Genomic DNA, 12,749 nt, shown 5'->3' on the forward strand with positions numbered 1-12,749 from the left:
AAAATATGAAGGGTATTTTTAGATGCATAACAACATTCAAAATAGAATTTTGTCATACTCGCTTATATCAAACCCAATATCGACAATAGATTGATTGTAACTAAGTAAATTCCTCATTCCTACTCATCAAATTAAATATAAAATAGAACAGCATAATCCACCGTTATTATCAAAAGAAGAGGATAGCAACAAGATAAATAAATAGACGAGTTATTAATAGCTTAAGCAAAACAAGAGCATCGTAAAAGGATGGGGTTATCTTCATATATTCTTCATCGCAACAATACCATTATTTCGACCATATTAAATTGCTAACCTTATATATTTATGACAGGCTAAAACTCACCTATCAAAATGTATTAAATTGATTTTAAACAATTTATTTTTACCCACTCCTTTACTGAGTATCTATTTTTTCAATTATTCAGTTCAATCGTTATATTACTAACACAAAATCCTATCAAAGCATATGTATTAGTATAAAACACCTATATTTTACATTTGTTCGATATTAATGTAGTATTAGTACTGTATTTTTTAACTCAAGGTGGCTTTTTTGCTGTATTTACAACACAAACACTCTCATTATTCTACCCACGACGTACCTATTTTAGCCTGGTATTTCAGCGCGACATAAAAACACTAAAAACTTATCTATTACGTAAACAACGTCTATTCTAAATAATAAGGTTTGATATTTTACCGATGTATGAAAACCCACATCTTAAATGCTGTTGTTTCGGTTATTGAAATTAAAATAAGAGGATGGTTTCATGAGATTCAAGAAGAAAAAAGAAAAACCGTTAAATATTAGTGATATTACTATTATTGATGACGGTAAACTCAAAAAAGCAATTACCGCGGCTTCGCTGGGTAATGCGATGGAATGGTTTGATTTTGGGGTATATGGTTTCTTAGCCTATGTTCTCGGTCAGGTTTTCTTTCCGGACGCATCACCGAGCGTACAGATGATTGCCGCATTAGCCACTTTCTCCGTGCCTTTCTTAGTTAGGCCATTAGGGGGGGTCGTTTTTGGTATCTTAGGTGACAAATACGGCCGTCAAAAAGTCCTTTCGATGACGATTATCATCATGGCAGTCAGTACCTTCTGTATTGGTTTGATTCCATCCTATGAGAGCATCGGTATCTGGGCCCCCATTCTGTTATTAATTGCTAAGTTAGCTCAAGGTTTCTCGGTAGGTGGTGAATATTCTGGTGCAGCAATCTTTGTTGCTGAATACTCACCAGACCGTAAACGTGGCTTTATGGGAAGTTGGTTAGACTTTGGCTCTATCGCCGGTTTTGTCTTAGGTGCGGGTGTCGTAGTACTAATTTCCAGTATCGTTGGGGAAGCTAACTTCCATGATTGGGGCTGGAGAATTCCGTTCTTCTTAGCGTTACCGTTAGGGATCATCGGGTTATATCTACGTCATTCACTGGAAGAAACTCCTGCGTTCCAACAACATGTTGAATCGTTAGAAAAACAAGATAAAGCCAATATTCAAAATCCACCAAAAATCTCAGTACGTGAAGTGGCGACTAAGTATTGGAAAAGCTTGATGATTTGTGTTGGCTTGGTTATCGCAACCAACGTGACTTACTATATGTTGCTGACCTACATGCCAAGTTACTTATCACACAACCTGAATTACTCTACTGACCATGGTGTGCTAATTATTATTGCAATTATGATTGGTATGTTATTTGTTCAACCGATTATCGGTTTAACCAGTGATAAAATTGGTCGTCGCCCATTTGTCATTACCGGTAGCGTAGGGCTGATTTTATTGGCATACCCTGCGTTTATGTTAATCAACAGTGGTTCTGTTGGCTTAATTTTCCTGGGTTTATTGATTTTAGCGGTGCTGTTGAACTGTTTTACAGGGGTTATGGCATCTATTTTACCCGCGATTTTCCCAACTCATATTCGTTACAGTGCGTTAGCTATTGCCTTTAATATTTCAGTATTAATTGCCGGTGCGACACCGACTGTTGCGGCATGGTTGGTCGAATCAACTACTGACTTATACATGCCAGCGTATTACTTAATCGTGATTGCTTTAATTGGTTTATATACGGGTATCAGAATGCCAGAAACGGCGAATAAACCATTACGCGGGGCAACACCTGCTGCATCAGATAAAGCCGAGGCAAAAGAAATTCTTAGCGAGCACTTTGACAATATTGAGCAGAAAGTTGAAGATATTGACCAACAAATTGCTGAGCTTGAGAAAAAACGCCAATCCTTAATCAATCAGCATCCTAAATTAGATTAAATATGAAAGGGCCGTTTACCGGCCCTTTCAGGTTGTTGACAAAGCGGGATAAAAGCGTGGTTTTTCCCGCTTTGTGTTATCAGCCGAAATTCAATAAATTGATTTTCCTAGTTTATTTTCAAAACCTATTGTTTTGATTCCAACAAAACATCAACCAAGGAGGGAGGTAATGGCAGCCAAACACGTTTGTCATCTTATCTGGTTTCGCAATGATCTGCGGGTTACCGATAACAAAGCGCTTTCCTCCGCCTGTGCAGACCCAGATGCGAAAGTCATTGCCCTTTTTACTGCAACCCCTAAGCAGTGGCAACAACATGATATGGCTGAGCGACAAATCTCATTCATTCACCAAAACCTTGCTGAACTGCAAAATTCACTCGCTGAGCTTGGTATTCCACTGGTTTGTCAAACTGTGGCTAATTTTGCCGACGCAGCACAATGGGTACTCGATTACGCAAAGACACAGCAAGCGGATGCCTTGTTTTTTAATCGGCAATATGAGTGGAACGAAAAACAACGAGACGAGTGGTTAATCAATCAACCTCATGGGTTGCATATCCATGCTTTCGATGACTATTTATTACTACCACCCGGCTCCGTGACGACTCAAAAAGGGGAGATGTATCAAGTTTATACTCCCTTTCGCCGAGCCTTCCTCACCCAACTTACCGTGACAGATTGCCGTTCACTACGAGCCCCAGAAAAACGAGCTGCCCCTATCAACATTGATAGGGCTTCACCGTTATTTCCGCATCAGCCAATTGAAGACTTCCAGCAATTTCCTGCCGGTGAAAAATCGGCTTTAACGCGACTCAGGCAGTTTTGTTCCCAGAAAGTCGGCGATTATCAAAATGATAGAGATATTCCCTCTATTGATGGTACCAGCCAATTATCACCTTACCTCGCGGTGGGGGTCCTATCCCCTCGCCAATGCTTCAACCGATTACAAGCAGAGAACCCCCAAGTGTTAGATCACCCTGATAGTGGGGCGTTCACGTGGTTAAATGAGTTAGTCTGGCGTGAATTTTATTCACATCTTTTAGTCGCATTTCCACGCCTAAGCCGCCACCAACCATTTATTGAATGGACACAACATATTCACTGGAATGATTCTTCGACCGATTTTGCAGCATGGAAAACAGGACAAACGGGTTATCCTATTGTGGACGCGGCTATGCGCCAACTGAATACAACGGGTTGGATGCATAACCGTCTACGAATGATTGTGGCCAGTTTTTTAGTCAAAGACTTACTGATTGATTGGCGCAAAGGTGAAAAATACTTTATGAGCCAACTGCTTGATGGCAGCTTAGCCGCAAACAACGGCGGTTGGCAGTGGTCAGCCTCAACAGGCGTTGATGCCTCTCCTTGGTTTCGTATCTTTAACCCAACCACTCAAGGGAAGAAGTTTGACGCACAAGGGACTTTTATTCGCCATTGGCTGCCCGAATTGCAGCAAGTGCCCGACAAATATATTCATACGCCATATGAATGGGCTGTAATCAGCAATACAGCGCTTAATTACCCAGAACCCATTGTTGACCATAAACAAGCTCGGTTAGCGACTTTAGCTGCATTTGAGGCAGGTAAACGTAATAGTTTGAAGCAATAAGTCGTTTGAAATACGATGAATAGCAAAGTTATTATTTACTTTAAGGGTTACTATAGCGCTTCAATCATAAGGAGCAGATATGAGCGTTATTTTACAAGTTGATTTTCCGTATCAGGGGCCATGGGGTGATGAAATGATATCCGCAATGAATGATTTGGCGGAATCAATTAACCAAGAGCCGGGCTTTATTTGGAAGATTTGGACTGAAAACCCACAAACGCAAATGGCAGGTGGTGTGTATCTGTTTGCTTCAGAAACTGATGCACAAACTTATCTCACCAAGCACAGTGCACGATTAAAATCCTTTGGTATTCCTGATGTTCGCGGTGCGATTTTTGCAGTAAATAACGCGCTTAGCCAATTGAACCAAGCGCAGTTTTTAGCACAATAATTTTTATCACAACAATTTTTAGCGCAATAAATAGTTATTGGCACTGAAATTCAAACAACATCACATCTGAGGTAAATGAGCCATCGGCTTGTACTGCAAAGTGGCTTTTTACCTCATCACTTAATGTTCCTTGGTAGTGGCGGATAGCCTCGACGAATGGCTGTGGTGTCCGCATCCGTTCAACCCAACTGGTAAATTCCAATGCTAAACGGAAACTTTGCACCCGACGAACAAATAGCCCCGCACTATTAAACATACCAGACCATTCTCCAGCAGAATAATCACGAATATGTGAGGTATCCCGAAGCACTTCGACCGTTTGTAAGTAAATATCCAATAATGGATGTCCCGGTGATACCACATCAATAAAAATGCCTTTTCCACCCGGTTTGAGCACTCGGCGCACCTCACGTAGCGCTTGTTCCACATCGTGCCAATGGTGTGCTGAGTAACGGCTAATCACTCGGTCAAAACAGTGCTCACCAAACGGTAGAAACTCCGCGGTACCTTTGCAGGTGGTGATATTATTTAATTCACGTTCTTGTGCATTGTTAGCCACAACATTGAGCATTGAGTCGGACAAATCATAAGCCGTCACTGACTTCACTAACGGTGCTGCATGAAAGCTGACATGCCCTGCACCACAGCCAAGGTCAAGCACGTCTTCATCCTGACAACCTTGTAGCAATTGTTGCAAAACAAGTAGGTCTTCACCTTGTGCATGAACTTGGCTGGTTAAATACGAATTGGCTTGCTGGTCAAATTGTTGATAAACCGCTTGGTGGTGCGTTTTCATCTTTGTTTCCCTACATTCTGTTGCTGGTCACTCATCACAACAGAAAATGATTGAAAAAGCACCTATTAGCTCAATAATTAATTCACTCCGTATAATGATTAATGAAAATCACCAACACGACGCTCCACCAGCGTTAAAATACTGTACAACGCCACAACGGTGTCATCCTGATTAAACACTTGCACGTCCCATTCAACAACGCCATTTGGCTTATCTTCAGCGAGTTTTTGCGTTTTTTTGATCTTTTTCTTGCACGTTAGGCGAACTTGTATGGTGTCACCGATTTTCACAGGTTCAATAAAACGCAAACTTTCCATACCATAATTGGCGATCACGGGCCCAACCCCTGCATCAACAAATAGCCCCGCTGCGGCTGAAACGACAAAATAGCCGTGCGCAATTCGTTCACCAAATAACGACTGTGCCGCACCAATTTTATCAACGTGAACATAAAAATTATCACCGCTGAGACAGGCAAAATTAGCAATATCTGCTTCTGTAACGGTACGCCTTGCGGTCAGTAACGTGTCGCCAATTGCTAAGTCTTCAAAATGTTTGCGGAATGGATGAACCACATCAGCGATGGTATCTGCACCGCGGATCCATTGCTTAGTAATTGCCGTTAGCATAGAAGGGCTACCTTGAATAGCCGTACGCTGCATATAGTGTTTGACTGCTCTCAACCCGCCGAGCTCTTCGCCACCACCTGCTCGGCCTGGACCGCCGTGTACCAGTAACGGAAGCGGTGAACCATGGCCTGTGGACTCCGCGGCTGATGCTTCATTTAAAATCAACATTCGCCCATGTGCCCGCGCACTGGCACGAATGACCGCTTGTGCGACTTGTGCGTCAGCAGTGACTAACGTCCCCGCAAGGCTTCCTCCACCTAAAATCGCTAACTGCACCGCTTGTTCGATATCGTCATAGCTCATTAATGTGGCGACGGGACCAAAAGCTTCAATTTCGTGTACCGCTGTAGATTTAAAAGGCTCTGCACAATACAACAGCGTTGGCGGATAGAACGCTCCATGTTGGCTATCTCCCCCAATAACTTCCAACTTTTCAAATTGCCCACCACATAGGACATCACAGCCATGATCACGTAAATAATTCACTTTCTCTTGTACATCTTGGCGCTGCTCTAAGTTAATCAATGCCCCCATTCTGACCCCTTCAATTGCAGGGTCACCCACTGTTGTAGCGGATAAGCGTTTCAATAATGCCTGCTTCACATTTTCGAGCTGTTTCTTCGGCACGATAATACGACGGATCGCTGTACATTTTTGGCCCGCTTTCGCGGTCATTTCTCGAGTGACTTCTTTAATAAATAAAGCAAATTCAGGCTGATCTGGCTGGACGTCATCACCTAAAATTGCACAGTTTAATGAGTCCGCTTCCATCGTGAAAGGGACTGATTTAGCCGTGATACGTGGATGCGATTTCAGCTTTTGCCCTGTACTCGCCGACCCCGTAAAAGTCACAACATCTTCAAAATCAAGGTGTTCAAACATATCGCCAACACCACCGCAAACCAGTTGTATTGCGCCATCAGGCACTAAACCGCTATCAACCATTAGCTTCACCATCGCCTGTGTTAACTGTGCTGAGGCGGTTGCGGGTTTGATAATAGCAGGCATGCCAGCAAGCCATGTGGGTGCCAATTTTTCTAACATTCCCCAACAAGGGAAGTTAAATGCATTAATGTGCAGGGCAACGCCACGGCGAGATGTTAAAATATGATGGCCAATAAATTGCCCTTGCTTTGATAACGGGATCATTTCATCTTCTGGCCAAATAGTGTCATCCGGTAGCTCACGGTTAGCGAGCCCCGAATAAGAAAATAGTGTGGCAATTCCCCCTTCGATATCCACCCAGCTATCCGCTTTAGTTGCACCAGTTTGTGCCGAAATCGCATATAACTGGGCTTTATGTTCCAGTAGGTATTTTGCGAGTGCCTTGAGCATCTGCCCACGTTGCTGGAATGTCATCGCCGACAATATTTCGCCTCCTACTTGGCGACCATACTGCAAGCTTTCTGCTAGCGGCAACCCTTCTGTCGTCACTGTATATAAAGTTTCATTCGTTAGCGCATGGTGAATTTTTCGCCCTTCGCCCTCACCTTGTACCCATTTGCCCATAATGTAACTTGTTAAATGCTGCATATTCCTCTCCAGAAATAAAAACACCAATTCAAATTAGATAACAAATATGTATCATAAAAATAAGCATAGAAGCTAATTTAAATTTAACAAATTAAGAACAATTTTATATGAAATGCCTATTTCCATTAAAACCACACAAAAAACAATAATTTTAATTAATTGTTTTTATTGTAATTTACTTTATTGATTGTGAAGCCACTCGCAAAACAAGGTTAATAAACATTGATCTTTTTGTTAACACTTCCTAGCATTAATGTTAAATATATATGATTCATTATTTTCATATAAATAAACATTAGCGAATCATTTAATGGAAAAATCAATGAGCGAGCAAAATCAGGCTAACTTCGAAGCCAAAATCGAAGCCGATATTTCCATCGAGCCCAAGGATTGGATGCCCGATGCGTATCGGCAAAACCTTATCCGCCAAATTGGTCAACATGCCCATTCAGAAGTCGTCGGCATGCTACCAGAAGCGAATTGGCTTACACGAGCACCGACATTGCGTCGTAAAGCAATTTTACTGGCCAAAATTCAAGATGAAGCAGGCCATGGTTTATACCTGTATAGCGCAGCCGAAACTCTCGGTTGCTCTCGTCAAGATATCTACCAAAAGTTACTTGATGAAAAAATGAAATATTCCTCCATTTTTAACTACCCGACATTAAGTTGGGCTGATGTAGGCGTGGTTGGATGGCTTGTCGATGGTGCGGCAATTGTGAACCAAGTAGCACTGTGCCGTGCCTCATATGGTCCCTATGCCAGAGCGATGGTGAAAATCTGTAAAGAAGAAAGTTTTCACCAACGCCAGGGTTATGAAGCCGTGATGGCGCTTGCACAAGGCTCCGATGAGCAAAAAGCCATGCTGCAAGATGCGATAAACCGCTTTTGGTGGCCCGTTCTCACGATGTTCGGTCCAAATGATTCGGACTCCCCGCACAGCGCTCAAAGCATGGCTTGGAAAATTAAGCGCTTCAGTAATGATGAGCTGCGGCAAAAATTTGTTGATAACACCGTTCCGCAAGTGGAAGCGTTAGGTATGACGATCCCTGACCCTGATCTGGTTTGGGATGAAGACCTTGGCCATTACCGTTTTGGCGAAATCGACTGGGAAGAGTTTTATCAGGTGATTAAAGGCAATGGCATTTGTAATCACGAACGCCTTAGTGCAAAGCGCAAAGGGTGGGAAGACGGCGCATGGGTACGTGAAGGTGCAATGGCACATAGTCGCAAGCAAAAATCCGTTAAAACAGCGGCTTAATCACTGACCATTTTACAAAAAGGAAAACACCATGAGCAATCAAGATTGGCCTTTATATGAAGTTTTTGTCCGTAGTAAGCAAGGGCTTGCGCATCGCCATGTTGGCAGTTTACATGCTGCTGATGACCAAATGGCGCTGGAAAATGCCCGCGATGCGTATACAAGGCGCAGTGAAGGCTGCTCAATTTGGGTGGTGAAGGCCGCACATTTAATTGCCTCACAGCCTGAAGATAAAAGTACGTTCTTCGACCCTGCGGATACCAAGGTCTATCGTCACCCAACCTTCTATACCATCCCTGATGGTATCAAGAATATGTAAGGAGCTTGCCATGAACCAACAACAACAGCTCCACGATTACACATTACGACTTGGCGATACCCCCTTAATTTTAGCGCAGCGCCTGTGCGAATGGTGCGGCCATGCCCCTGAGCTCGAAATTGACCTTGCGTTATCCAATATCGGCTTAGATTTGCTAGGGCAAGCGCGTAACTTTTTAAACTATGCCGCGCAATTAAAAGGGCCTGAATGCGATGAAGACACCCTTGCCTTCTTGCGCGATGAACGAGAGTTCAGCAATTTATTATTGGTTGAACAACCCAACAATGGCTTTGATGACACTTTAGTGCGCCAATTTTTTATGGATGCATATCATGTTCCATTATATGAAGCGCTAATTCATAGCCGTGATGAACAACTGTCTGCCATTGCTGAGAAGTCCCTCAAAGAAGCCGTTTATCACTTGCGTTTTAGCCGTGGCTGGATGGTCCGTTTAGGGGATGGCAGTGAAGAAAGCCATCAACGAATCCAACGTTCAGTCAATGAGTTATGGCGTTTTACTGGCGAACTTTTCCATGCTGATGACATTGAAATCGCACTTAGCGAATTAGGCATCGCTGTTGACCCACGTTCTTTACAAGCCGCATGGTTAAACACCATTAACGAAACATTCACAGAAGCGACCCTCACTGTGCCAGAGAAAAAAGCGTATCGCTTAGGCGGCAAGCAAGGCAGCCATACTGAGCACTTGGGCTTGTTATTAACGCAATTGCAGTTTGTGCAACGTGCTTATCCGAACTGCCAGTGGTGATGTTATGGAACAGAGACTGCAACATCGCGAGCTTCAATCGCCCCAGATTCACCAGATCTGGCAGCAGCTCCACCAAATACCCGATCCTGAACTACCCGCACTCTCTATTACTGATCTTGGCATGATCCGCAACGTGCTGCCGGCAGCTCAGGGCTGGAAAGTTATTTTTACACCTACCTATTCAGGTTGCCCAGCAACTGAATTTTTAATCAATGAAATCAAAACTGTTCTCGGTAATGCCGGTTTTCCAAATATCGACATCGAAATTCTGTTAACACCCGCCTGGACAACGGATTGGATGAACCAAGATGCGAAAAGACGCTTGCGTGAATTTGGTATCGCACCTCCGCAAGGTACGTCCTGCGAGCACCCAAAACACAAAGGCGCGGTTCGTTGCCCACGTTGTGACAGCGAACAGACCGAAAAAATTAGTGAATTTGGTTCCACTGCATGTAAGGCATTGTATCGATGCACTGAATGCTTAGAACCGTTTGATTACTTTAAATGTATTTAGGGGCACCCATATGACTGTATTTCATCGTTTAAGTATTGCTGCCATTGAGCGTGACACCCCTGAAGCTGTCGCCATTACTTTTAACGTACCAGATGCATTACGAGAGCAATATCATTACCGCCCAGGGCAACACCTGACATTAAAAGCCTCTATCAATGGCGAAAACCTACGCCGCTGTTATTCCATTTGCAGCTCACCGGATGAAAACACGCTAAAAATTGGGGTGAAAGCGATTTACGAAGGGCGTTTCTCTAATTTCATCAACCAAGAGTTACGAGTTGGCGATAGCCTTGATGTGATGGTTCCACAGGGACAATTTGGTTACCAACCCGCAGCAGATACCCATGCACATTACCTTGCCGTCGCTGCTGGCTCTGGGATCACGCCATTGCTCTCCATCATTAAAGCCACATTACAAACTGAGCCAAAAAGCAGTTTTGTACTGATTTATGGTAATCGAAATAGCCGCTCAGTGATGTTTAAAGAGAGCATTTCAGACCTAAAAAATCGTTTTGCAACACGCTTCCAAGTTCTCTACCTGTTCAGCCAAGAACAGCAAGATAGCGAGCTACTCAGCGGTAGAATTAACCAACAACAACTCAGAGCCTTAAATAACACCTTATTGAATTTTAAGCAATTTGACCGAGCATTTATTTGTGGGCCCGACAGCATGATGGATGAGGTTCACGACACTTTAGTCGCTTATGGCATGCCTAAAGAATATGTTCACACCGAGCGCTTCAATACTTCAGGCACTAAATTCAAGCCCGTAACCGCCATGACTAGCGAAAGACGCAAAGTCAGTATTCACCTCGATGGTAGAACCATGGACATCGCCATGGATAGCCAAGACGACAGTATTTTGGATGCCGCACTGCGCCAAGGCGCGGATTTACCCTATGCCTGTAAAGGCGGCGTTTGCGCAACCTGCAAATGTAAATTGCGCTCTGGTGAAGTGGAAATGGGGGTTAATTACAGCCTTGAGCCCGACCAAATCGCGGCTGGGTACATTCTTAGTTGCCAAGCGTGGCCAAAAGGCGATGGTGTTGTTTTAGACTTTGACGTGTAGGAACTGTAATGGAAAACCATTGGATTTTATCACAACAACATAACCGGGTTTTGACTCTGACGTTAAACCGCCCAGAAGTACGTAATGCCCTGAGCACCGCCTGTTTAGAATTGCTGGTTCAGCACCTCGAGCAAGCACAAATCAATGATGAGATTGGTGCGATCGTGATCACCGGAAATCCGCGTTTTTTCGCTGCAGGAGCCGATCTTAAAGAACTACAGCAACAAACTGTTGCTAATACGATCACCGATAAACGCCCCCAAGTTTGGCGCAGGTTATCCGCGATATCAAAACCCATTATTAGTGCTGCGAATGGTTATGCACTGGGTGCAGGTTTTGAATTATTACTCGCCAGCGACATCATTATTGCTGGTGAATCAGCTCGTTTCGGTTTACCCGAAATTACTCTGGGTTTAATGCCCGGAGCCGGGGGGACGCAGCGTTTAATTCGTGCCGTGGGCAAATCCCTCGCCATGCAAATGGTACTAACGGGTGAACCAATCAGTGCTAAACATGCGTTGCAAGCAGGGTTAATCAGTGAAATTTGTGTGGATGAATTGGTGCTAGAACGCGCCCAAAAGCTGGCAGAGCGCATCGCAATGCATGCGCCTTTAGCCGTACAAGCCGCAAAAGCATCACTGGTGCATTCTCAAGAAAACCATCTTACCGAGGGGTTACAGCTTGAGCGCCAATATTTTGTGACTTTAGCGGGTACCAACGATCGACGTGAAGGGATCGAGGCATTCTTCGAAAAACGAAAACCTCAATTTACAGGACAATAATCATGAATAATGAAGCAATGATCCTCACTACGTTAGAAAATGGGGTTCTCACCATCACTCTCAACCGCCCTGATAGGCTGAATAGCTTTAATGATGAGATGCATCGCCAACTCAGTGAGGCTATCAAAATAGCGGAACGCGATGAAACCGTACGCTGTTTAGTGATCACCGGTGCAGGCCGTGGATTTTGTGCCGGACAAGATCTAAATGATCGCAATGTGAGCGTGGGCAGTGACGCTCCTGATCTCGGATTCTCCGTTGAAACTTACTATAACCCCTTGATCCGCCGCCTAACCGCATTACCGAAACCGATTATTTGCGCGGTCAATGGTGTGGCCGCAGGTGCAGGCGCCGCCATTGCACTCGCAGGCGATATTGTCATTGCCGCAAAAAATGCCAGTTTTATTCAATCTTTTTGCCGCCTTGGCTTGGTTCCTGACTCAGGAGGAAGCTGGTTTTTACCTCAATTAGCAGGCCATGCACGGGCAATGGGGATGGCATTATTAGGCGATAAAATAAGTGCGGAGCAAGCATTACAGTGGGGAATGATTTGGCAGGTCACTGAAAATGAAGAACTCATTAATACCACTCAACAGCTCGCACAACACCTTGCAACCCAACCGACTTATGGTTTAGGGCTTATCAAAAAGGCCATTTATGCCGCGGCAACCAATACTCTCGATGAGCAACTCAACCTTGAGCGTGACTTACAACGCCTTGGCGGTCGAAGTGAGGATTATCGCGAAGGGGTCAATGCTTTTTTAAATAAACGTGAACCCCAGTTCAAAGGATGCTAAC

11 protein-coding genes and 1 pseudogene are annotated in these 12,749 nt (G+C 44.1%); 10 read left to right on the forward strand and 2 right to left on the reverse strand.

Features of this window, described 5'->3' with window-relative positions:
* Window positions 1–773: 773 nt before the first annotated feature.
* From proP to PR767_RS16245, 3 genes are all read left to right on the forward strand, one after another.
* The gene (proP, locus tag PR767_RS16235; protein WP_004262894.1) at window positions 774–2,276 is read left to right on the forward strand and encodes a glycine betaine/L-proline transporter ProP; all 1,503 of its coding nucleotides are present in this window, start codon (window positions 774–776) and stop codon (window positions 2,274–2,276) included.
* Between the two features lie 169 nt (window positions 2,277–2,445).
* Window positions 2,446–3,888 (forward strand): deoxyribodipyrimidine photo-lyase, encoded by a 1,443-nt coding sequence (gene phrB / locus PR767_RS16240; protein WP_272520608.1) that lies wholly within the window; start codon window positions 2,446–2,448, stop codon window positions 3,886–3,888.
* A 79-nt stretch (window positions 3,889–3,967) separates the two neighbouring features.
* Complete coding sequence (locus PR767_RS16245) at window positions 3,968–4,279, forward strand: monooxygenase (protein WP_004266141.1); 312 nt, start codon at window positions 3,968–3,970, stop codon at window positions 4,277–4,279.
* A gap of 34 nt (window positions 4,280–4,313) precedes the next feature.
* Here the strand turns inward: PR767_RS16245 and PR767_RS16250 are convergent.
* Window positions 4,314–5,084, reverse strand: a pseudogene (locus PR767_RS16250) (class I SAM-dependent methyltransferase); the annotation flags it as partial.
* A gap of 89 nt (window positions 5,085–5,173) precedes the next feature.
* Entirely contained in the window at window positions 5,174–7,237 is a 2,064-nt protein-coding gene (gene paaZ, locus PR767_RS16255; RefSeq protein WP_196718862.1) for a phenylacetic acid degradation bifunctional protein PaaZ, read from the reverse strand.
* Between the two features lie 322 nt (window positions 7,238–7,559).
* Between paaZ and paaA the strand changes: the two genes are divergently transcribed.
* Genes paaA through paaG form a run of 7 tightly spaced genes read left to right on the forward strand, consistent with a single transcriptional unit; the run spans window position 7,560 to window position 12,748 of the window.
* A complete protein-coding gene (gene paaA / locus PR767_RS16260) occupies window positions 7,560–8,498 on the forward strand; it encodes a 1,2-phenylacetyl-CoA epoxidase subunit PaaA (RefSeq protein ID WP_004266144.1) in 939 nt (312 codons plus the stop codon).
* Between the two features lie 31 nt (window positions 8,499–8,529).
* Window positions 8,530–8,817 (forward strand): 1,2-phenylacetyl-CoA epoxidase subunit PaaB, encoded by a 288-nt coding sequence (paaB, locus tag PR767_RS16265; protein WP_004262911.1) that lies wholly within the window; start codon window positions 8,530–8,532, stop codon window positions 8,815–8,817.
* 10 nt (window positions 8,818–8,827) lie between these two features.
* Window positions 8,828–9,586, forward strand: a complete 759-nt coding sequence (gene paaC / locus PR767_RS16270; RefSeq protein WP_209102353.1) for a 1,2-phenylacetyl-CoA epoxidase subunit PaaC — start codon at window positions 8,828–8,830, stop codon at window positions 9,584–9,586.
* Between the two features lie 4 nt (window positions 9,587–9,590).
* Complete coding sequence (paaD, locus tag PR767_RS16275; protein ID WP_272520609.1) at window positions 9,591–10,100, forward strand: 1,2-phenylacetyl-CoA epoxidase subunit PaaD; 510 nt, start codon at window positions 9,591–9,593, stop codon at window positions 10,098–10,100.
* Between the two features lie 10 nt (window positions 10,101–10,110).
* Window positions 10,111–11,169: a 1,2-phenylacetyl-CoA epoxidase subunit PaaE gene (paaE, locus tag PR767_RS16280; RefSeq protein WP_272520610.1), complete on the forward strand. Its 1,059-nt coding sequence runs from the start codon at window positions 10,111–10,113 to the stop codon at window positions 11,167–11,169.
* Window positions 11,170–11,177: 8 nt separating this feature from the next.
* A complete protein-coding gene (gene paaF / locus PR767_RS16285; protein ID WP_004266149.1) occupies window positions 11,178–11,951 on the forward strand; it encodes a 2,3-dehydroadipyl-CoA hydratase PaaF in 774 nt (257 codons plus the stop codon).
* Between the two features lie 2 nt (window positions 11,952–11,953).
* Complete coding sequence (paaG, locus tag PR767_RS16290) at window positions 11,954–12,748, forward strand: 2-(1,2-epoxy-1,2-dihydrophenyl)acetyl-CoA isomerase PaaG (protein WP_110731478.1); 795 nt, start codon at window positions 11,954–11,956, stop codon at window positions 12,746–12,748.
* The last annotated feature ends 1 nt before the right edge of the window (window position 12,749 follow it).

Source organism: Providencia sp. PROV223 (assembly GCF_028479245.1).
GTDB lineage: Bacteria > Pseudomonadota > Gammaproteobacteria > Enterobacterales > Enterobacteriaceae > Providencia > Providencia rettgeri.